The sequence below is a fragment of the Telluria sp. ZB4P37 genome (assembly GCF_059685855.1).
Window position 1 is genome coordinate 352,071 of sequence record NZ_JCASID010000002.1, and the last position, 20,176, is coordinate 372,246.

At 64.2% G+C, this 20,176-nt stretch carries 20 protein-coding genes; 10 read left to right on the top strand and 10 right to left on the bottom strand.

Annotated elements, in window-relative coordinates:
* Positions 1–36: 36 nt before the first annotated feature.
* Both thiD and hemL read left to right on the top strand, forming a co-directional pair.
* Positions 37–867, top strand: coding sequence for a bifunctional hydroxymethylpyrimidine kinase/phosphomethylpyrimidine kinase (gene thiD / locus AC56K1_RS05925; protein ID WP_497156916.1), 831 nt, complete (start codon positions 37–39; stop codon positions 865–867).
* Positions 857–2,155, top strand: coding sequence for a glutamate-1-semialdehyde 2,1-aminomutase (hemL, locus tag AC56K1_RS05930; RefSeq protein WP_497156917.1), 1,299 nt, complete (start codon positions 857–859; stop codon positions 2,153–2,155). The genes thiD and hemL overlap by 11 nt, the downstream gene beginning before the upstream one ends.
* A 91-nt stretch (positions 2,156–2,246) precedes the next feature.
* On the opposite strand, the gene corA is transcribed toward hemL, so the two are convergent.
* The 8 genes from corA to mpl form a co-directional block, all read right to left on the bottom strand.
* Positions 2,247–3,212: a magnesium/cobalt transporter CorA gene (corA, locus tag AC56K1_RS05935; protein WP_497156918.1), complete on the bottom strand. Its 966-nt coding sequence runs from the start codon at positions 3,210–3,212 to the stop codon at positions 2,247–2,249.
* A gap of 98 nt (positions 3,213–3,310) precedes the next feature.
* The gene (gene mtgA / locus AC56K1_RS05940; RefSeq protein ID WP_497156919.1) at positions 3,311–4,039 is read right to left on the bottom strand and encodes a monofunctional biosynthetic peptidoglycan transglycosylase; all 729 of its coding nucleotides are present in this window, start codon (positions 4,037–4,039) and stop codon (positions 3,311–3,313) included.
* Positions 4,040–4,044: 5 nt separating this feature from the next.
* Positions 4,045–4,854 (bottom strand): shikimate dehydrogenase, encoded by an 810-nt coding sequence (aroE, locus tag AC56K1_RS05945; protein ID WP_497156920.1) that lies wholly within the window; start codon positions 4,852–4,854, stop codon positions 4,045–4,047.
* On the bottom strand, positions 4,851–5,735 hold the full coding sequence (locus AC56K1_RS05950) for a TonB C-terminal domain-containing protein (protein WP_497156921.1): 885 nt from the start codon (positions 5,733–5,735) through the stop codon (positions 4,851–4,853). Before AC56K1_RS05950 ends, aroE begins: the two co-directional genes overlap by 4 nt.
* Before the next feature lie 248 nt (positions 5,736–5,983).
* On the bottom strand, positions 5,984–8,038 hold the full coding sequence (locus tag AC56K1_RS05955; RefSeq protein ID WP_497156922.1) for a ribonuclease catalytic domain-containing protein: 2,055 nt from the start codon (positions 8,036–8,038) through the stop codon (positions 5,984–5,986).
* Between the two features lies 1 nt (position 8,039).
* The gene (locus tag AC56K1_RS05960; RefSeq protein ID WP_497156923.1) at positions 8,040–8,618 is read right to left on the bottom strand and encodes a chorismate--pyruvate lyase family protein; all 579 of its coding nucleotides are present in this window, start codon (positions 8,616–8,618) and stop codon (positions 8,040–8,042) included.
* On the bottom strand, positions 8,615–9,199 hold the full coding sequence (locus tag AC56K1_RS05965; protein ID WP_497156924.1) for a YqiA/YcfP family alpha/beta fold hydrolase: 585 nt from the start codon (positions 9,197–9,199) through the stop codon (positions 8,615–8,617). Before AC56K1_RS05965 ends, AC56K1_RS05960 begins: the two co-directional genes overlap by 4 nt.
* Positions 9,196–10,566, bottom strand: a complete 1,371-nt coding sequence (gene mpl / locus AC56K1_RS05970) for a UDP-N-acetylmuramate:L-alanyl-gamma-D-glutamyl-meso-diaminopimelate ligase (RefSeq protein WP_497156925.1) — start codon at positions 10,564–10,566, stop codon at positions 9,196–9,198. The genes AC56K1_RS05965 and mpl overlap by 4 nt, the downstream gene beginning before the upstream one ends.
* 91 nt (positions 10,567–10,657) lie before the next feature.
* Between mpl and AC56K1_RS05975 the strand changes: the two genes are divergently transcribed.
* From AC56K1_RS05975 to AC56K1_RS06010, 8 genes are all read left to right on the top strand, one after another.
* Positions 10,658–11,287: a hypothetical protein gene (locus tag AC56K1_RS05975; RefSeq protein ID WP_497156926.1), complete on the top strand. Its 630-nt coding sequence runs from the start codon at positions 10,658–10,660 to the stop codon at positions 11,285–11,287.
* Positions 11,284–11,844, top strand: a complete 561-nt coding sequence (locus tag AC56K1_RS05980) for a TlpA family protein disulfide reductase (protein ID WP_497156927.1) — start codon at positions 11,284–11,286, stop codon at positions 11,842–11,844. The genes AC56K1_RS05975 and AC56K1_RS05980 overlap by 4 nt, the downstream gene beginning before the upstream one ends.
* 122 nt (positions 11,845–11,966) lie before the next feature.
* Positions 11,967–12,404: a type II 3-dehydroquinate dehydratase gene (aroQ, locus tag AC56K1_RS05985; RefSeq protein WP_497156928.1), complete on the top strand. Its 438-nt coding sequence runs from the start codon at positions 11,967–11,969 to the stop codon at positions 12,402–12,404.
* Positions 12,405–12,494: 90 nt separating this feature from the next.
* On the top strand, positions 12,495–12,959 hold the full coding sequence (gene accB, locus AC56K1_RS05990; protein ID WP_497156929.1) for an acetyl-CoA carboxylase biotin carboxyl carrier protein: 465 nt from the start codon (positions 12,495–12,497) through the stop codon (positions 12,957–12,959).
* Between the two features lie 206 nt (positions 12,960–13,165).
* Positions 13,166–14,566: an acetyl-CoA carboxylase biotin carboxylase subunit gene (accC, locus tag AC56K1_RS05995; RefSeq protein WP_497156930.1), complete on the top strand. Its 1,401-nt coding sequence runs from the start codon at positions 13,166–13,168 to the stop codon at positions 14,564–14,566.
* Entirely contained in the window at positions 14,563–15,519 is a 957-nt protein-coding gene (gene prmA, locus AC56K1_RS06000) for a 50S ribosomal protein L11 methyltransferase (protein ID WP_497156931.1), read from the top strand. The genes accC and prmA overlap by 4 nt, the downstream gene beginning before the upstream one ends.
* A 3-nt stretch (positions 15,520–15,522) precedes the next feature.
* Positions 15,523–16,827, top strand: a complete 1,305-nt coding sequence (locus AC56K1_RS06005; RefSeq protein WP_497156932.1) for a DUF3426 domain-containing protein — start codon at positions 15,523–15,525, stop codon at positions 16,825–16,827.
* 19 nt (positions 16,828–16,846) lie between these two features.
* Positions 16,847–17,788, top strand: a complete 942-nt coding sequence (locus AC56K1_RS06010) for a carbohydrate kinase family protein (protein WP_497156933.1) — start codon at positions 16,847–16,849, stop codon at positions 17,786–17,788.
* 92 nt (positions 17,789–17,880) lie between these two features.
* Here AC56K1_RS06010 and AC56K1_RS06015 read toward each other — a convergent pair whose 3' ends face one another.
* Positions 17,881–18,408 carry a YggT family protein gene (locus AC56K1_RS06015; RefSeq protein ID WP_497156934.1) on the bottom strand — a complete coding sequence of 176 codons (528 nt, stop codon included), beginning with the start codon at positions 18,406–18,408 and terminating at the stop codon, positions 17,881–17,883.
* Positions 18,409–18,507: 99 nt separating this feature from the next.
* Positions 18,508–19,839: a transcriptional regulator gene (locus AC56K1_RS06020; RefSeq protein ID WP_497156935.1), complete on the bottom strand. Its 1,332-nt coding sequence runs from the start codon at positions 19,837–19,839 to the stop codon at positions 18,508–18,510.
* Between the last annotated feature and the right edge of the window lie 337 nt (positions 19,840–20,176).

Below are 20,176 nucleotides of genomic sequence, written 5' to 3' on the forward strand. Positions count from 1 at the left end.
TAAAATGGGGAAGTGAGCATCTTAATCCAAGCCGTCGTGCAAAGCCAACCGCTACCCCTCATCATGACTTTCGGCGTGTCCGACCCGGTCGGCGCACTCGGTGTCCAGTCCGACCTGGCTGCCTTTGCCGTGCACGGATGCCATGGATTGTCGGTGGTCGCCGGCATCCTGGTCGCCGACAGCGCCAAGGTCGAGAACCTGCATGAAGTCGACAGCGACTGGATGGCCGACCAGGCCCGGGTCCTGCTCGAAGACATGCCGGTCGCGGCCTTCAAGGTCGGCGCCGTCGCCACCGTGCTGCAGCTGGCGGCGATCGCCGAGATCGTCTCGGACTATCCGGACGCGCCCCTGATCCTCGATCCCTTCCTCACCGCCCTGCCCGACTCGGGCCTGGCCGACGAAGAGATGCTGTCGGCGATCCGCTCGATCCTGGCGCCGCAGACCACGGTGCTGATCCTGTCGCAGTCGGAACTGGGCCGCATGGCCGAGACCTGGCGCGACGGCGGTGAAGGCTCGCTGCTCGAAGACGTTGCCGAACTGACCACGGCCGGCTGCCAGTACGTGCTGGTCACCGGTACCCGCGACGAGTGCGGAGCCTGTTCCAATACCCTGTTCGACGCCGACGGCGAAGTCGCGCGCGTGGAATGGAAGCACCTGCCGGGGCCCTTCATCGGCGCCGGCAATACCTATTCGGCCGCGTTCACGGCCCTGATGGCGCGCGGCATGGATGCGAAACAGGCCATGTTCGCCGCCCAGGAATACACGACCGGCACGCTCGAACACGCCCAGCGCTTCGGCATGGGCAAGTTCATCCCCAACAAATACTACCGGGGCCAGCACGGCCTTGCACGCACCAATGACCACTGACCACAACACCTCGAAGAACGACCTTTTGTTCGCCCGCGCCCAGCAAACGACTCCGGGCGGCGTCAACTCGCCGGTGCGCGCCTTCCGCTCGGTGGGCGGCACCCCGCGCTTCATCACCCGCGCCGAAGGCCCGTATTTCTGGGACGCGGACGGCAAGCGCTACATCGACTACATCGGCTCCTGGGGTCCGGCCATCGTCGGCCACGCCCACCCGAAAGTGATCAAGGCGGTGCAGGATGCGGCGGCCAATGGCCTGTCCTTCGGCGCCCCGACCGAAGGCGAGATCGAAATCGCCGAAGAGATCTGCAAGCTGGTGCCGTCGATCGAGCAGGTGCGCCTGGTCTCGTCGGGCACCGAAGCGACCATGAGCGCGCTGCGCCTGGCGCGCGGCGCCACCGGGCGCGACAAGATCGTCAAGTTCGAAGGCTGCTACCACGGCCATGCCGATTCGCTCCTGGTGAAAGCCGGCAGCGGCCTGCTCACCTTCGGCAACCCGACTTCCGCCGGCGTGCCGGAAGACTTCGTCAAGCACACCCTTGTCCTCGACTACAACAACGTGCCGCAGTTAGAGGACGCGTTCGAGTCGATGGGCGACACCATCGCCTGCGTGATCGTCGAGCCGGTCGCCGGCAACATGAACCTGATCCGCGCCACGCCGGAATTTTTGCAGCGCATGCGCGAACTGTGCACCGAACACGGCGCCGTGCTGATCTTCGACGAAGTCATGTGCGGTTTCCGCGTGGGTCTCGGCGGCGCGCAGGAAATGTACGGCATCAACCCGGACCTGACCGCGCTGGGCAAGGTGATCGGCGGCGGCCTGCCGGTGGCGGCCTTTGGCGGCCGCGCGGAACTGATGCAGAAGATGGCGCCCCTTGGCCCCGTCTACCAGGCCGGCACCCTGTCGGGCAACCCGGTGGCAGTCGCCGCCGGCATGACCACCCTGAAACTGGTGCAGGAGCCCGGCTTCTACGATCGCCTCGGTGCAGCGGCCGAGCGCCTGGTAAAAGGGCTGACCGAAGCGGCGAAGGAAGCCGGCATTCCGTTCTGCGGCGATGCGGTGGGTGGCATGTTCGGCTTCTACTTCTCGCACAACGTGCCGTCGACCTATGGCCAGATGATGGCCGGCGACAAGGAGCGCTTCAACCGCTTCTTCCACGGCATGCTCGATGAGGGCGTGTATTTTGCGCCGGCGATGTTCGAGGCGGGCTTCGTCTCGGCGCAGCATGATGATGCGGTGATCGACGAGACGATCGAAGCGGCGCGCCGGGTGTTCAAGCGCATCGGTTAAGTTTGGCGGGGCGGTTACGCCGTCCCATCGACGCAAAACGGGCGATGAAATTAAATTTCATCGCCCGTTTTCTTTTGAAATATTATTTCAATCAGCGCAACCAGCCCCGCCGGCGGAAATACCACAGGGGTGCGACACCGCTAGTAATCATCAACACCACTGCCAGAGGATAGCCGAAGCTCCACTTCAACTCCGGGAGAATCTCGAAGTTCATGCCGTAGACGCTGGCGATCAGGGTCGGCGGCAGGAAGGCCACCGAGGCCACCGAGAACATCTTGATAATCTTGTTCTGGTTAATGTTGATGAAACCGACGGTCGCATCCATCAGGAAGTTCACCTTGTCGAACAGGAAGGACGTGTGGCCGTCCAGCGATTCGATGTCGCGCAAAATCTGGCGCGCTTCCTCGAACTGGTCGGCATTGAGCAATCGGCCGCGCATCAGGAAGCTGACTGCGCGGCGCGTGTCCATCATGTTGCGGCGGATACGGCCGTTCAAGTCTTCCTCGTGCGCGATCGAGTTCAGCGCGGCGGCTGCGTCCTGGTCGGTGAAATCCTTCTGCAGCACGCGGGTCGAGACTTCTTCCAGCGCTTCGTAGATGCCTTCCAGCGCGTCCGCCGAATACTCGGCGTCGGTGGCGTACAGGTCGAGCAGCACATCCATGTAGTCTTCGATCGAGCCGGGACGCGAGCGCGCGCGCAGGCGCACCAGGCGGAACACCGGCAGGTCGTCGTTGTGGACCGAAAACAGGATTTTCCCGGACAGGATGAAGGCGACGGTGACCACGCGCGAGGGGCCGTCTTCTTCTTCCAGCAGGAAGTCGGTGCGCAGGTGCAGGTCGCCGTTCTCGGCTTCGTAGTAGCGGGCCGATGCCTCGATGTCCTGGACTTCGTCCTCGCCCGGCAGCGTCACGCCATAGGTCGCCTTGACCAGGGTGCGCTCTTCCTCGGTCGGATCGGTCAGGTCGACCCAGACCGGGACCACGTTTTCCAGGTCTTCGCGCGTGTCGACGCCTACCTGGTTGAGTCGGCCATTCTGGAGGACAAATACGTTGATCATGCGCTTTTTCTCGGCCGGGATTCGAAATTTCCGCAAGTGTAACCGACAGCCCTGGCCGCGGCCACCCCGTCACGACATTTTCATCCCGAGCCGGCGTATCAAGGCAGATCTGCGAAGCGCATCCGGCGCTGGATCAGCGCGGTGCGGCGCATCAGGTAGGAGGTAGAGCGGTGCTTGTCGTAGTAGCGCGGGTTCGGCAGCATCACCGCCAGCCGCGCGGCCTGGGACGGCGACAGGTTGGCCGCCGAGGTGCGGAAGTAATGGCGCGCCGCAGCTTCGGCGCCGAACACGCCGCGGCCGTACTCCACCACGTTGAGGTAGACCTCGAGGATGCGGCGCTTGCTCATCACGGTCTCCAGCATGAAGGCGATGATCATTTCCTGGCCCTTGCGCAGGTAGCTGCGCGAGCCGGACAGGAAGAGGTTCTTGGCCAGCTGCTGCGTGATGGTGGAACCGCCGCCCACCACCTTGCTGCGGCGGTTATTGCGTTCATAGGCTTTTTCCAGCGCTTCCCAGTCCACGCCGCCGTGCGCGGCGAAGCCCGAATCTTCCGAGGCCACCACGGCCCGTTTCATGTTGGTCGAAATGCGCTCGTAGGGCACCCACTGGTGCTTGAGCTGGGCATCAGGATTCTTCTCGCGCAGTTCCGACAACTGCTGGCGCATGAAGCTGGTCGAACCCGGATCGACATAGGCATACCAGCAGACCATGAGGAAGAAGTAAAGCTGGACCAGGAAGACCAGCAGGAGCGGGCCAAGGAAGATCCACTTGACCCAGCGGCGCGGGGCCGCCATTCGTGGCCCGGCAGACTTACGTGTTTTGCTCATTATTGTTATGGTCGCATCTGGTTCAGGACGTCCGTCGTGTCGGGCCGCACGCCGCGCCACAAGGCGAAGGCTTCGGCCGCCTGCTCGACCAGCATGCCCATGCCGTCGCGGGTGGCGGCGCCAAGGCTTGCCGCGAAGGCCATGTACACGGTCGGTTTATTTCCGTACATCATATCCAAAGCCAGCGTGGATGGGCAAAAAACCGAAGCGGGGATGGGCGGCAGGCTTGAAGACAGGCTGGCAGAGGTGGCGTTGACGGCGATGTCGAAGCTGCCGTCGATGCTCTCGAAGCCGGTGGCGCTGACCGGAATGCCGTAGCCGCCAAAGTCGCGGGCCAGCGCTTCGGCCGTGGCCAGGGTGCGGTTGGCGATGACGATCTCGCGCGGCCCTTCTTGTAGAAACGGCAGCAGCACGCCGCGCGCGGCGCCGCCCGCGCCCAGCAGCAGCACGCGCTTGTCCTTGATCGGCACGCCCGCATTGCGGGTGATGTCGGCGACCAGGCCCGGTCCATCGGTGTTGTCGCCGATGATCTCGCCGTTCTCAAACACCAGGGTATTGACGGCGCCGGCCGCGCGCGCACGCTCTTCCAGGCGGGTGGCCAGGCGTGCGGCTTCGATCTTGAATGGCACCGTGACGTTGGCACCTTTGTAGCCCTCGTCCACCAGGCGCTGCACGGTGGACGCGAAGCCGTCGAGCGGCGCGAGGCAGCGCTCGTAGCGCAGGTCGTGGCCGGTCTGGCGCGCGAAGGCGGCGTGGATGTCGGGTGACTTGCTGTGCGCGATGGGGTGGCCAATGACACAGTATTTGTCGGTCACTGCGCGCCCCCGCGCAATTCGGCCTGCATCTTGTCCTCGCGCGTGAAGCGGAAGCGCGTGATCACTTCCCACAAATCGTCCTTGCCCTGGGTGCGCATATTTGCCGGGAAGCCGCCGAAAGGCGCGGCGCGGCGCACGATCTGCAGCGCCGCCTTGTCCAGCGCCGGGTTGCCCGAGCCCTGCTCGATGCGCGGGCCGCCGTCCCTCATATAGATGGAGCCATCCTGGAAGATCGGGATGTAGACCACTAGCTCGCCGTATAGCTTGCGCCCGCCCTGCTGCGGGAAGTTGAGCGTGCCGATTTCCTCGATCCGCTTCTGCATTTCCTTGTAATAGATGGCGTAGCCGACCTGGCGCGTGCTCGGCGTGATCTGGGTGCGCTTGGGACGCTTGTTCTGGTCTTCGATGCGCTCGATGACTTCGGCCGCCGCGCGCGAGATGGCGCGGCTGGTATCGAAGGCATCGGCCCCGGTACGGGTGGGGTCGGGCTTGTCCTGTTCCGTTTTCGGCGCGGCGGTAAACCGGGTGCGCTGCACGCGGGTCAGGACGTTCCGCTGCTGCAGTTCGAGGTCGGCGATGCGGCGCTGCAGGGCCTTGATGCTTTCGCCGTTCTCGATCTTGCGCAGGTCCGGCAGCGGGGAGCGGGCGCGGCCCGCGTCGGCCGTGCCGCCGCCATCGAGGTTGGCCTGGGCCAGGGCGTCGGCCTTGGCTGGCGCGTTGGCATGCTTGGCGTTGACCAGGATGACTTCCAGGCCCGGATCGGCCGGCTGCTGCCGGAACGCATCCGGCGCGGCAAAACGCACCGCCAGCAGCGCCGCGTGCAGGAGCACGGACACGCCAAGGGCAATCGTCAAGGGTCGGTTGTTCTGCAAATACTTCACGCGCTGCACTCGCCCGGGAGGGCTGTTGGATCAGGGACTGAACATTCTAACCCGCAACGGGTGGCGTGGGGGGAATGTGGAGGGGCGTTGTAGCGCTTGTGACCGCGGAGCGAACTTGGGTTCCCGCCTGCGCGGGAACGACGGTTTTTAGTGTGATGGTGATAACAACACTTGTGGCCAGCCTCTTAACTACGTCGTTCCCGCGAAGGCGGGAACAATGTCACCGGCATTGCTCCCCCGATTTGACCTTACTCGCTCGTTCCCGCGTCAGTGGGAACCTGACTACCATCTTCCGTGGTCACAACCGCGACAATCCCCTCAGCCTCGACCACCTCCTCCACCGCGGCCTCCCCCGTATCGCCCTCTTCCTCTTCCTCCAGGCCGATCGACTCATCCGGCGCCGCAGCCGCCACTTCCAGCAGGCGCGCCTCGAGCACCAGGTCGATCTCATCCCAGCGCACGATGTCGAGTTTCACTTGGGCGCCGCGCGCCACCGAGTTCATGCCGGCCAGGCGCACCACCAGCGGCACGTCTACCAGGCGCACGATCTCGTCCTTCAGCACCACGGCGTCGACGTGCTTTGCGCCGGCCTGGCCCAGCCAGCGCAGGCACCAGTAGCGTTCCATATTCTGCTGGAAGTCGTTGTAGGCCGCATAGGCCGCGTCGAACGCGGAGACGATCGAGAACAGGGTCGCGTCGCGCGGCTTGAACGGCGCCACCAGAGGCGCGGTCACGCCATGTTCGGCGCAGGCGATGATCTGCCACTGGTTCACCAGGTCGGTGTAGCGGCGCAGCGGCGAAGTGCTCCATGCGTACTGGTCCACGCCCAGGCCCTGGTGCGGTGCGGCGTGCGTGACCATGCGCACCTGGATTTTGGCGCCCCAGCCGCCGGCGCCGGGTCCCTGCGAGCGGTAAATGCCCGGCACGCCCGAGTCGTGCAGCAGCTTGCCCCAGGTGCTGTTCGCGAAGATCATCAGCTCGGCGACGATCTTGTCGAGCGGCGCGCCGCGCTTGCGGCGCACGATCGAGACCACGTCGTCTTCCACGTAGAAGTTGAAGTCGACGCGGTTGGCCTGTTCCGGCTTGAGGCCGAAGGCTTCGCGCTTCTTCATGCGGCCCGCTTCCAGCTGCAGCGCCCACTTCCACAGCAGGCCGAGCTCAATCTTGTGCGGGTATTCGCCCTCGCCGCTGGCCAGGGTGTCTTCATTGACCAGCGCGTCCAGGTCGTTGTGGCGCAGGTTGCTCTTGATCGGCACGCGCTCGGCGCGGGTCGTGGTCGAGACCACGCTCCAGTCTTCCGGATCAATCACCGCATACAGCGACAGCGCCGGGCAATCCTTGCCTTCGGCCAGGGTGAAGGCGTCCACCACGTCGTCCGGCAGCATGGTGATTTTGTCGCCGGGCATGTACACGGTCGACATGCGCGCGCGCGCGATCTTGTCGATCGCATCGTCCGGGCGAATCGCCAGGCCAGGGGCGGCGATGTGGATACCCACGCGTACCAATCCATCGTCCAGCTTCACCACCGAGAAGGCATCGTCGATCTCGGTCGTGGTCACGTCGTCGATCGAGAAGGCGGCGACATCGGCCAGCGGCAGCTCAAGCGGCGCCGCCGGCACGTTCACGGGCGCGAAGCCGGCGCCGCGCGGGAAGTGCTCGAACAGGAAGCGCGCCATGTGCAGTTCCTTGGGCGAGGCCAGGCCCTTGGTTGCCAGCATCAGGCGCGGCGCCGTGGTGTGCAGCTCGTTGGCCGCGGCCTCCAGCGCCTTGTATTCGATGGTGTTCTTGTCCGGCTTGAACAGCAGCTGCTGCACGATCGGCTGCATCGAGGCCGGCAGTGTGCCGGCCTTGAGCTCTTCGACATAGCCGGCCTGCACGATGGCCTGCTGCTTCTTCTTTTCGATGCCGGCCAGCGCGGCCTTGAGCGTCTGTTCCGGCGCGGCCTTGTAGCGCCCGCGGCCCTTTTTATGGAAGTACACCGGGGCGGCGTGCAGCGCCAGCACCAGGCCGGCCGCTTCCGCGGGCAGCGGCGCATGGCCGAAGTATTCAAGGCCGAGCTCGGGAATGCCGAATTCTTCCTGGCCCGCCACCTCCCACAGGAAGTCGAGGTCGACTTCGGCGGCGATGCCCTTGGCATTGGCGAGCAGCGTTTCCGGATCGGGTTTCTCGAACTGGATCAGCACGTCCTTGGCCTTGACCTTGGTGCGCTTGCCGCTGGCCAGCTCCACGTGGTAGGCCTCGCCGGCCTGCGACAGTACGGTGCCGACCTTGAAGTCGCCCGATTCTTCAAAAAATAGATTCATTTTATTTCGTGTTCTCTTGTGGTGCGCCTGCCAGGCTTAGTACCGCAGGCAAGAATACCTCGGTGACCAGCAGCAGGCCTTGACGGCGGCGATAGACGCAGCGCCGGGCATAATAAAGCGAGTCATCGGCCCCGCCGAGGGCTTCGCGCACGCGGCTAATTAGCGGATGGCCGGCGCGGATGCGCGCATATTCCAGCTGGCCACGGCGCACCAGCGGATCGTAAAAGAGCGTGGTGCCGAGCGAGCGTTCGCCCAGCGCCGAAAACAGCGGCCAGTCGGCCGCCGTGCAATTCGTGGGCACCACCGTGTGGCCGAACACCACCGGCTTGCCGTCGCATTCCAGGAGCACTTCGCGCTCCCATACCCGTCCCGGGCGCGCCAGGCCGATCGCTTGCGCCTCGTCGGCCAGGCAGGTGGCGGCGCGCTGGTGCAGCCGGCGCACGCGGAAAGAGCTGCTAGCGGCCACCAGGCGCGCGGTCAGCGAGCCTTCGGTGGTGAGCCAGTCGCGCAGCGCGCCAGGGGCACGCACGGCCCTGGCATGGGGCCGCCAGGCCGCCTGTCGCAGCGTCGCTCCCTTCACTGCGCCATGTCCAATGGCGCCGAGCAGAAGGCGAGCACTTCCTCCACATACTGCGGGAATTCGGAAATCGCGTGGTCGCTTCCCCGGATCAGGTGCTGGCGCGCGCCGGGATAGTGGGCCACCATGTCGCGGTAGTCGAGCACTTCGTCACCGGTCGCAGCCAGCAAAAAATAGCGCTCCGGCTGGGTGATCTGGCCGACGCGCAGGTCGGCCAGCTCGCCGATGTACTCAGGGCGGAATTCGAAAGGCTCGCTCGAATGCCAGGCCGTGGTGACGCCGACATGGTGTTCCAGGTTCCGGATAGGATCGACGGAGGGATTGAGCAGCACGGCGCGGCAGCCCAGGCGCTCGGCCAGCCAGGTGGCGTAGAAGCCGCCCAGCGAGGAGCCGATGATCGACAAATTGTGGGGCGCATGACGCTCGGCCAGCAGCAGGCCGAGGGCCATCGCGGCCTTCGGCGAGGCCGGCAGTTGCGGGCAGATCAGCTCATGCGCGCGGCCGGCGTCTTCCAGGGCCTTTTGCACCACCCGCGCCTTGAACGACTTGGGCGACGAGCGGAACCCGTGCAGGTACAACATCATGGAGCCAGCGCGTCCAGCAGTTTCTGGTGCACGCCGCCGAAGCCGCCGTTGCTCATGACCAGGATGTGGTCGCCCGGCTGGGCCGCCTGCACGATGGCCTGCACCATGTAGTCGATCTGGTCGAAGCTGTGGGCAATCGCGCCCAGCGGCTTGAGGGCATCGGCCAGCGACCAGCCCAGCGCCTGCTGGCTGCCGAAGCCGAACACCAGGTCGGCGTCCTTCAGGCTGCCCGGCAGCGCATCCTTCATGGCGCCGAGCTTCATGGTGTTCGAGCGCGGCTCGAGCACCGCCAGGATGCGGCCGGTGGTCCCGAGTTTCTGGCGCAGGCCGCCGACGGTGGTGGCGATCGCGGTCGGATGGTGGGCGAAATCGTCGTACACGGTGATGTTATTGACCGTGCCGCGCACTTCCATGCGGCGCTTCACGTTCTGGAAGCGCGACAGCGCATCGATCGCCTGCGAGGTCGGCACGCCGACGTGGCGCGCGGCGGCAATCGCGGCCAGCGCGTTCGAGCGGTTGTGGTGGCCGGTCAGGTCCCAGTGCACGGTGCCCTGCATGTCGCCATTGAACAGGACGTCGAAGCTGCCGCCGCCCGGATGCTCGACCAGGCCCCAGTTCGTGCCTTCGCTGGATCCGAAGAGTTCCTTGTCGCTCCAGCAGCCGCGCTTGATCACACGGGCGAGCGAGGCTTCGTCGCCATTGACGACCAGGCGGCCCACGCCCGGCACGGTGCGCACCAGGTGGTGGAACTGGGTCTCGATGGCGCCAATGTCCGGGAAGATGTCGGCGTGGTCGTATTCGAGGTTGTTCAGCACCGCGGTCTTGGCGTGGTAGTGCACGAACTTGCTGCGCTTGTCGAAGAAGGCGGTGTCGTATTCGTCGGCCTCGATCACGAAGAAGTCCGATGGTTTATCGCCATGCAGGCGCGCCGAGATGCCGAAGTTCATCGGCACGCCGCCGATCAGGAAGCCCGGCGCATAGCCCGCGTCTTCCAGGATCCAGGCCAGCATCGAGGTGGTCGTGGTCTTGCCGTGCGTACCGGCCACGGCCAGCACCCATTTGTCGCGCAGGATGTGTTCGCCGATCCACTGCGGGCCCGATACATACTTCAGGCCACGGTTCAGGATTTCCTCGATCAGCGGATTACCCCGCGTCATGACATTGCCAATCACATACAGGTCCGGGTTCAGCGACACCTGCTCCGGGCCATAGCCCTGGATCAGCTCGATCCCCTGAGCTTCCAACTGGGTGCTCATCGGGGGATAGACGTTGGCGTCGCAGCCGGTGACGCGGTGGCCGGCTTCCTTGGCCAGGACCGCCAGGCCTCCCATGAAGGTGCCGCAAATGCCGAGTATATGAATGTGCATGATCGTGGGAGAAATAGCAGGGTGAAAAATCGAATACGCGATTCTACCCGACCCGCTGCCATTTGCCGTTCAAGAGTATGATTCGGTCATCATGCCGACACTGAACACAGACGTACTCCAGTTGCGCGCCGAAATCGCTGCAAACGCGGCGCGCATGATCGCCCAGGATGGCGCCGACTACGCCACCGCCCGCCGCAAGGCCGCCCGCCAGGTGCTCGGGGTGGACCAGCCGGCGCCCAACCTGATGCCCGACAACAGCCAGATCGAGGACGAGGTCCGCACATACCTGTCACTGTTCGGCGTGGCCGGCCAGCCCGAGCGCCTGGCCCTGCTGCGCGACACGGCGCTGCAGGTGATGGACGCGTTGGCGGATTTCCATCCTTATCTCACCGGCGCGGTCCTGAACGGCACTGCCGGCGAACATGACGACATCCACCTGCAACTGTTTGCCGACAGCGCCAAGGAAGTGCAGATCTACCTGCTCAACCGCAACGTCAATATAGAGATCTCGGAAACGCCCCATTTCCGCGGCGGGCGGCACGAGCCGGTTGAAACTGTCAGCTTCATGTGGCATAAGGAAACTATTCACGCCGAGTTATATGATTACCATGACTTGCGCGGCGCACTCAAGCCACGCGCCGACGGCCGCCCGCAGCGTATCGACGCGAACGGGCTGCGCGCGCTGATGGCGAATGACGAAGCAATGGAAAAGGATAAATGAACAAGAAACACGTGGCCGCGTATGCGGCCGTTGCCGCCATGTTCGGCATCATGGGCGCGCTGGTCGCGGTCAACAAGAAGGACACTCCTCCCCTTACCACCGTAATTGCCCCGACTGGCGGCAAGCCGCACACAGCCGTGGACAATCTGTTCGGGCAGTCGCTCAACGACCTGGCCGGCGCGCCGCAGTCACTGAGCAAATGGCGCGGCAAGCCGCTGGTGGTCAATTTCTGGGCGACCTGGTGCGGGCCCTGCGTGCAGGAGATGCCGGAGCTGTCGGAACTGGCCGGTCATGACGGCGGCAAGCATTTCAATGTGATCGGCATCGGCATCGATTCGCCCTCGAACATGCGCGAATTCGCGGCCAAGCTGAAGATCGCCTATCCGCTGTACGTGGGCGGCATGGGCGGGACCGAGCTGTCGCGCGACTTCGGCAACAAGGCCGGCGGACTGCCTTATACCGTGCTGATCGGAGCCGATGGACAGGTCAAGAAGACTTATCTGGGCAAATTGAAATTCGACGAATTGCGTGCCGACCTGGCAAAGCTGGAAGGCTAACGAACGGTCGTACTATTCGGAATTCCGGCGAATATGCTCTTATCCACCGACAATTTTACTGCTTGCCAACAGACGAGCTTGGCGGCACAATGCCTTCCTTTCGGGCGTTCAGACACTTCAATATGGCGAAAAAGCTACTGCTGCTTAATGGCCCCAACCTCAATCTATTGGGGACCCGGGAGCCTGCGGTGTACGGCGCGACGACGCTGGCCGACATCGAACAAGCAGCAGCAGCCCAGGCCGGGGCGGCGGGCGCAAGCCTCGCCTGCTTCCAGAGTAACCATGAGGGAGCCCTGATCGACCGTATCCATGCCGCGCGCGGCGAAGGCGTGGACGCGATCGTCATCAATCCTGGCGGCCTGACCCATACCAGCGTGGCATTGCGCGATGCGCTCTCCGCGGTGGCGATTCCGTTCGTGGAAGTGCACATCTCGAACGTGCATGCCCGCGAGCCGTTCCGGCATCACTCCTACCTCTCAAGCATCGCGCAAGGCGTGATCTGCGGACTGGGGCCGGACGGATACCGGTTTGCCATCGACTTTGCGCTTAAATCGCGTTAATCTACGTCAACTTCATGTATCAGCGGCTGCGCGGCGACGGTTACCGCGCTACCAGCTCTCTTAAAAACGAATAATTCCAAGGGGTTTCACATGGATCTCAGAAAACTCAAGACCTTGATCGACCTGGTCGCCGAATCCGACATCGCTGAACTCGAAGTGACCGAAGGCGAAAGCAAGGTCCGTATCGTCAAGTCGTCCGCCATCCCGCAGGGCCAGATGATGATGATGCCGCAGCAGGGCGTGCAGCACTACGCCGCCCCGGCCCAGCACGCACCGGCACCAGCGGCTGCACCGGCTCCGGCCGTCGCCGCCGAGCCGACCGGCCACGTCGTCAAGTCGCCGATGGTCGGCACCTTCTACCGTTCGTCGGCCCCGGGCGCCGCGGCCTTCGTCGAAATCGGTCAGAACATCAAGGAAGGCGACACCCTGTGCATCATCGAAGCGATGAAGCTCCTGAATGAAATCGACGCCGATGCGACTGGCGTTGTTACCAAGATCCTCGTGGAAAACGGCCAACCGGTTGAATTTGGTCAGCCGCTGTTCATCATCGGCTAAGATCGTCTAAAAATTCCCCCATCGCGGCGTTGCATCGTCTTGCCGTACTGGCGTACTGTCTTCGACGATACGCCTTGCCCTGGGGGCCTTGCTAGACGATCCAGGCAGTTAGGCCCGGCGGCGTCCTGCCGCCAGCTCATCCATGTTGTGTCCGGCGCGCTAGTCAGCTTGGCTGCACCGGTCTTCACAGAAACATCGAACCTACCATGTTTGAAAAAATCCTCATCGCCAACCGTGGTGAAATCGCGCTGCGTATCCAGCGCGCCTGCCGCGAGCTGGGCATCAAGACGGTTGTCGTGCACTCCGAAGCGGACAAGGACGCCAAGTACGTGAAGCTGGCCGACGAATCGGTCTGCATCGGCCCGGCCCAGTCGGCACTCAGCTATCTGAACATGCCGGCCATTATCAGCGCCGCAGAAGTGACGGACGCCGAGGCGATCCACCCGGGCTATGGCTTCCTGTCCGAGAACGCCGATTTCGCCGAGCGCGTCGAGAAATCGGGCTTCGTCTTCATCGGCCCGCGTTCCGACTCGATCCGCCTGATGGGCGACAAGGTCTCGGCCAAGCAGGCCATGATCAAGGCCGGCGTGCCTTGCGTGCCGGGCTCGGACGGCGCCCTGAGCGACGACCCGAAAGAGATCATCACGACCGCGCGCAAGGTCGGCTATCCGGTCATCATCAAGGCGGCAGGCGGCGGCGGTGGCCGCGGCATGCGCGTGGTGCATACCGAAGCGGCCCTGCTGGGCGCGGTGCAGATGACCAAGACCGAAGCCGGCAGCGCCTTCGGCAATCCGGAAGTCTACATGGAGAAGTTCCTGGAAAACCCGCGCCACGTGGAAATCCAGATCCTCGCCGACGAACATAAAAACGCCGTCTGGCTGGGCGAACGCGACTGCTCGATGCAGCGCCGCCACCAGAAGGTGATCGAAGAAGCACCGGCGCCGGGCATCCCGCGCAAACTGATCGAGAAGATCGGCGACCGCTGCGCCGAAGCCTGCCGCAAGATCGGCTACCGCGGCGCCGGCACCTTCGAATTCCTGTACGAGAACGGCGAGTTCTATTTCATCGAGATGAACACCCGCGTGCAGGTCGAGCACCCAGTGACCGAAATGATCACCGGGATCGACATCGTGCAGGAACAGATCCGCATCGCCTGCGGCGAGAAGCTGCGCTTCAAGCAGCGCGACATCATGTTGTCGGGCCACGCGATCGAGTGCCGCATCAATGCCGAAGACCCGTTCAAGTTCACGCCTTCGCCGGGCCGCATCACCGGCTGGCACCCGCCGGGCGGCCCTGGCATCCGTGTCGATTCGCACTCGTATGCCGGATACTATGTTCCACCTCATTACGACTCGATGATCGGCAAGGTAATTTCCTACGGTGCGACGCGCGATCAGGCCATTCGCCGCATGCAAATCGCGCTCTCGGAAATGGTGGTTGAAGGTATTCTCACCAATATCCCGCTGCACCGCGAGCTGATGGTGGACGCCCGATTCATCGAAGGCGGCACCAACATCCACTACCTCGAGCACAAGCTGGCCTCGAAGCCAGACCTGCCCAAGGAAGGCGGTATCGGCGCCAAATCGGAAGCCAAGGTAGACGCATGAGCTGGACGGAAGTAGTCATCGAGGTCGCACGCGACCATGCAGAGGCCCTGTCGGACGCCCTGATGGACGCGGGCGCCCTGTCGGTGTCGGTCGAAGACGCCGACGAAGGCACGGACGCTGAACGCCCGCTGTTCGGCGAGCCGGGCATGGAACCGAAAGAAGCCGCCTGGGACCATTCCCGCGTGGTCGCCCTCACCGACGTCGATGCCGACCAGTTCGCGATCGTCCAGGAAGCCGCCAACGCCATCAAGCTGCCCGTCGTGCCGTCCTTCACCACCCGCGCGGTGGCCGATGCCGACTGGGTGCGCCTGACGCAGTCGCAGTTCGAGCCGATCCACATCGGCACCAATATCTGGGTCGTGCCGAGCTGGCACGAAGCCCCGGATCCGAATGGCCTCATTCTGGAACTCGACCCGGGCCTCGCCTTCGGCACCGGCAGCCACCCGACCACCCGACTGTGCATGGAATGGCTCGAAGCCCACCCTGCCCCGGGCAAGTCGGTGCTGGACTACGGCTGCGGCTCGGGCATCCTGGCGATGGTCGCCAAGAAACTCGGCGCTGACGACGTGGCTGGTGTCGACATCGACCCGCAGGCGATCGAATCGGCCCGCGCCAACGCCGGGCGCAATCACTGTGCGATCGACTTCTACGTGCCGGACGACCTGGCCGTGACGCCCAACGAGCGCCACGCCAAGGGCCAGTTCGACATCGTGGTGGCCAACATCCTGTCGAGCCCATTGAAGCTGATGGCGCCGATGCTGGCAGGCCGCGTGGCCGCCGGTGGTTCGCTGGTGCTGTCGGGCGTGCTGGCGCGCCAGGCCGAGGAAGTGGCCAGCGCCTACGCACCTTTCATCAAGCTGGGCGTCTGGGCCGAGCAGGACGGCTGGGTTGCCCTTCACGGCACGCTCGGCCAGGAGAACGCACCGCCGCCGCGCCAAGCTGCCGCCGGCTGACGCATGGCGCTCGCCACCCAATGCCCCCACTGCGGCACCATGTTCCGCGTCGCCGCGGACCAGCTCAAGCTGCGTGGGGGCATCGTTCGTTGCGGCGCCTGCACCCAGGTATTTGACGGCAGCGCCGCCCTGGTCGACCTGGCCGCGGCGCCTGCCGCACCGCCTTCCGTTCGCGCGGCGCCCCCCGCAGTGCCGCCTCCAGAACCGGAGGTCCCCGCGCCTGCCGCGCCCCTCGAGGCGGCCGAAGAGCCGATCTACACCCTCGAATTCGACCATACCTTCTCGCCCTTCGGCATCCTGCCGCAGGCGAGCGACGATGCCGGGACTGTTGCGCCCGAAGCCGAACCGCTGCCGGAGCCGCAACCGGATGCGGCGCCGGAACCGCAGCCTTTGCCTGAACCGCAGCCCGAGCCTGTGTTCGAGCCGCGGCCGGAACCACTGCCCGAACCAGCGCCTGCCCCGATGCTCGAGCTGCCGGTCGACGAAGAACTGGTCGCCGCGCCGGCGCCGGACGATGGCCACGCGCTGGACGTCACCGAATCCGCGCCAGCCGTCATCCTGGCCAGGGAAGAGCGCAAGGCTGCCACCAGGGCCGCCGGCCTGTCCATGCCTTCGCTGCTGCTGCGCGAATCCGGTCCTTCCACCGTCACCATCCAGGCCGCGCCCATCGCCCCGCCGGTCGCGCCGCGCACGCCCCGCACCCGCGCGCTGGACGCGCGCGCCGCGCGCCGCTCCAAGCTCACGCCCACCAAGATCGAAGCGCCCAAGCTGCGCGTGCCCGAATCGGACGAACCGGAGTTCGTGCGCCGCGGCCGCCAGCGCGAGCGTTCTGGCAAGGCGGTGCGCATCGCCCTGGTGCTGGGCAGCCTGCTGCTGCTGCTGGTGCTGGCGGCGCAGGCGGCCACCTCCTTCCGCAACACGCTGGCGGCCCGCTATCCGGGCATGAAGCCGGTGCTGGTCTCAATGTGCGGCCTGCTCGGCTGCCGCGTGGAGCTGCCGGCCCAGATCGAGCAGATGGTAATCGAAACCGGCGAATTGACCACGCTGGGCGGCAACGCCTACAGCTTCACCACGCTGCTGCGCAACCAGGGCGATTCGGTGCAGGCCTGGCCGAGCATCGAATTGACCTTGTCCGATCCGGACGACAAGCCCCTGGTGCGCCGGGTGTTCGGCCCGCGCGACTACCTGCCGGCAGGGCCCCTCCTGGGGGCCGGCTTCGCCGCGCGCGCCGAGCAGCCCATCAAGCTGAACTTCCGCGTGGAAGAACCGGCGCCGTCCGGTTACCATATCGCCGTCTTCTATCCCTAATATCCCTGAAGGTTCATCCATGACCAAGACCGCCCTGATCTGCGGATCGATTGCATTCGACAAGATCATGCAGTACCACGGCCGCTTCGCCGAAACCCTGCTGGCCGACCAGCTGCACCGCGTGAACGTCTCTTTCCTGGTGCCGACCCTGCGCACGGAATATGGCGGCTGCTCGGTCAACATCGCTTACAACCTCAAGCTGCTGGGCGGCGAACCGCTGGTGATGGGCACGATCGGCCAGGACGGCGGCGACTACCTCGAGCGCATGGGCAAGCAAGGCATCGAGACGCGCGCCATCCGCACCATCCCGGACGCCTATACCGCGCAGTGCTTCGTCACCGCCGACCAGGACAACAACCAGATCAACGCCTTCCACCCGGGCGCCATGCAGTACTCGCACGAGAACAACGTGGCCGACCTGGGCGCGCTGCGGGTGGCGATCATCTCGCCGGACGGCCGCGACGGCATGCTCAAGCACGCAGCCGATTGCGCCGAGCACAAGGTGCCGTTCATGTTCGACCCTGGCCAGCAGCTGCCGATGTTCTCGGGCGAAGAGCTGATCCGCTTCATCGACCAGGCCAGCTACCTGGCCTCGAACGACTACGAATTCGAGATGGTGATGGACCGCACTGGCCTGAGCCAGGCCGACATCGCTTCGCGCCTGGATGCCCTGATCATCACGCGCGGCGGAGAAGGATCGGACATCTATGCGGGCGGCGAACACCATCGCATCCCGGCGGTGAAAGCCGAGAACATCGTCGACCCGACCGGCTGCGGCGACGCCTACCGCGCCGGCCTGCTGTACGGGATCACCGAGGGCTACGACTGGCCCACCACCGGCCGCATCGCCAGCCTGCTCGGTTCGATCAAGATCGCCAGCCAGGGCGGCCAGAACCACAGCTTTACGCCGCAGCAGATCGAAGAGAAGTTCGAAGCGGCGTTCGGGTACAAGTTTCGGTAAAGCCGGCGCTAACGCTGCACACAAAAAGATTGGGTCCCCGCAGGCGGGGACCCAATTTTTATTAGCGCACTACAAGCGCGCGCTTACACCCATCACCCGAAAAACACCTGCCTCAGCACGAACTGAATAATCTGAATCAGCACCAGCGCCACCAGCACCGATAAATCCACCCCGCCCACAGGCGGCACCACGCGCCGGATCGGGCGCAGGATCGGCGTATTCATCGCATGCACGAAGGGCGCCAGCGGCGCGCTCGGATTCACCCAGCTGAATACCGCATCGATGATCAGGAGCGCCATGAACCCGTACAGGATCCAGTTCAGGAAGCGGTACAAGGCCCCCAGCAGCACCGTCTCCCAGGGCGCACCCACCAGCAGCAACAGCGAGCTGGCCAGCACCACCACCAGGAAGGCGCCGATCAGGCTTGCCCAGTCATAGCCGCCCATGCCCGGCACCAGGCGCCGCAGCGGCAGCACCAGCCAGTCGGTGAGCGTGAAGGTGAACTGCCCGATCTGCGCAGGCGGACGCACGCGGATCGCCTGCATCCAGAAACGCAGCAGGAGCAGTCCGCCCAACAGGCCGGCGGCGATATCGACAATGAACTGGAGAATAGACAGCACGAAGGCTCCTCATAAAAAAACCGCTGTGTGAACGATCACACAGCGGCATTTTGCCTGATCCAGGCAAGACTTGCTAACGAGCCGCGCTCGCCGGCTGGATTACGGACGGCTGCTGGTCGGGAACGGCCAGGCTGCTGCCGGCGACAGCGTGGTCTTGGCGGCCGGAGCAGTCGTCGACGCTGCCTTGTTATCGGCTTTGTCCGATTTCGATTCGGTTTTCGATTCCGCTTTGGTGTCGGCTTTCGACTCGGTTTTCGCTTCCGGCTTGGCTTCTGCCTTGGCTTCCGGCTTGGCTTCGGCCTTTACTTCCGGCTTGGCTTCCGCTTTTGCGGCAGGCTTTGCAGCAGGCTTGGCGGCGGTTTTGGTAGCAGCCGGTTTGGTAGCGGCGGTTTTAGCTGGAGCGGCAGCTTTTGCTGGCGCAGCGGCTTTTGCCGGAGTAGCGGCTTTAGCTGGAGCAGCGGTTTTTGCCGATGCAGCGGCTTTGGCTGGAGCAGCGGCTTTCTTTGCAGCAGGCTTAGCGGTGGCTTTGGTTGCGGCCGCTTTCTTTGCTGCCGGCTTGGCTGCCGGCTTTGCAGCCGATTTAGCAACCGATTTGGTCGCTGCCGTTTTGGTAGCGGTCGCTTTCTTTGCCGCTGGCTTTGCCGCGGCTTTCTTGGCTACCGGTTTGACGGCGGATTTCTTTGCTGCCGGCTTGGCTGCCGATTTAGCGGCCGACTTGGCTGCGGGTTTAGCAGCGGCCTTTTTTGCAGCTGGTTTGGCCGCGGCTTTCTTGGCTGCCGGCTTGGCTGCCGATTTAGCGGCCGACTTGGCTGCAGGCTTTGCAGTTGCTTTCTTTGCAGCAGGTTTAGCTGCTGGTTTAGCGCCGGCTTTCTTTGCTGCCGGTTTAGCGGCGGCTTTCTTGGCTGCCGGCTTTGCAGCGGCTTTCTTTGCAGCTGGCTTGGCGGCTGGTTTAGCAGCAGCTTTCTTTGCCGCCGGCTTTGCAGCCGACTTGGTTGCCGATTTGGCGGCTGGCTTGGCAGCGGCCTTCTTTGCGGCTGGTTTAGCAGCGGCTTTCTTTGCAGCTGGCTTCGCTGCTGGTTTAGCAGCGGCTTTCTTGGCTGCCGGCTTTGCTGCCGATTTAGCAACAGCTTTCTTTGCTGCTGGCTTGGCTGCTGGCTTGGCGGCGGCTTTCTTTGCGGCCGGCTTGGCCACTGCCTTCGTAGCAGTGGTCTTGGTGGCAGCGGTTTTGCTTGCTGCGGCTTTCTTTGCAGCAGGCTTTGCTGCCGACTTGCTTGCCGACTTCGCTACCGGCTTGGCTGCCGGCTTGGCGGCAGCTTTCTTTGCTGCCGGTTTCTCGGCTGCAGCTTTTGCTGCCGGCTTGGTGGACTTCGTCGCGGACGAAGGGGTGCTCTTTGTTGCTGCTTTTGCTGCTGGTTTTTTAGCGGTTGCCATTGTAGTTCTCCTTCATCTGCGATGAAATAAGCTCAAGGTTAAAACCCGCTCGTCCAACGTGGCGAGCGAATTATTCATCGGACCAAACCTGAAAATGGTGTGGGCCAATGAATCCGGCACCGGCTGAACTGCTGCAATTCCTCACAATTGCAGCACTTCAGCCAAGGTCAACAGGCAACCGAAACAAACCGTATCCACGTCGCTACCGTTGCGGGCGCGAAAAGAAAAAGCCGCCTTGCCTGAACTCAGGTCAGGCAGTGCGGCTTGTTCTTTTCGCTTCGCTTTGCGTGCATACTAAATGAATCGGTGTCCTATTATTCAATCGATTATTGCCCGG

What these genes read in the sequence shown, in the direction of transcription:
- hemL (WP_497156917.1), top strand. Translation starts at nt 857, where the DNA reads ATGACCACTGACCACAACACCTCGAAGAACGACCTTTTGTTCGCCCGC.
- corA (WP_497156918.1), bottom strand. Translation starts at nt 3,212, where the DNA reads ATGATCAACGTATTTGTCCTCCAGAATGGCCGACTCAACCAGGTAGGC.
- mtgA (WP_497156919.1), bottom strand. Translation starts at nt 4,039, where the DNA reads ATGAGCAAAACACGTAAGTCTGCCGGGCCACGAATGGCGGCCCCGCGC.
- AC56K1_RS05955 (WP_497156922.1), bottom strand. Translation starts at nt 8,038, where the DNA reads ATGAATCTATTTTTTGAAGAATCGGGCGACTTCAAGGTCGGCACCGTA.
- AC56K1_RS05965 (WP_497156924.1), bottom strand. Translation starts at nt 9,199, where the DNA reads ATGATGTTGTACCTGCACGGGTTCCGCTCGTCGCCCAAGTCGTTCAAG.
- mpl (WP_497156925.1), bottom strand. Translation starts at nt 10,566, where the DNA reads ATGCACATTCATATACTCGGCATTTGCGGCACCTTCATGGGAGGCCTG.
- AC56K1_RS05975 (WP_497156926.1), top strand. Translation starts at nt 10,658, where the DNA reads ATGCCGACACTGAACACAGACGTACTCCAGTTGCGCGCCGAAATCGCT.
- AC56K1_RS05980 (WP_497156927.1), top strand. Translation starts at nt 11,284, where the DNA reads ATGAACAAGAAACACGTGGCCGCGTATGCGGCCGTTGCCGCCATGTTC.
- aroQ (WP_497156928.1), top strand. Translation starts at nt 11,967, where the DNA reads ATGGCGAAAAAGCTACTGCTGCTTAATGGCCCCAACCTCAATCTATTG.
- accB (WP_497156929.1), top strand. Translation starts at nt 12,495, where the DNA reads ATGGATCTCAGAAAACTCAAGACCTTGATCGACCTGGTCGCCGAATCC.
- accC (WP_497156930.1), top strand. Translation starts at nt 13,166, where the DNA reads ATGTTTGAAAAAATCCTCATCGCCAACCGTGGTGAAATCGCGCTGCGT.
- prmA (WP_497156931.1), top strand. Translation starts at nt 14,563, where the DNA reads ATGAGCTGGACGGAAGTAGTCATCGAGGTCGCACGCGACCATGCAGAG.
- AC56K1_RS06005 (WP_497156932.1), top strand. Translation starts at nt 15,523, where the DNA reads ATGGCGCTCGCCACCCAATGCCCCCACTGCGGCACCATGTTCCGCGTC.
- AC56K1_RS06010 (WP_497156933.1), top strand. Translation starts at nt 16,847, where the DNA reads ATGACCAAGACCGCCCTGATCTGCGGATCGATTGCATTCGACAAGATC.
- AC56K1_RS06020 (WP_497156935.1), bottom strand. Translation starts at nt 19,839, where the DNA reads ATGGCAACCGCTAAAAAACCAGCAGCAAAAGCAGCAACAAAGAGCACC.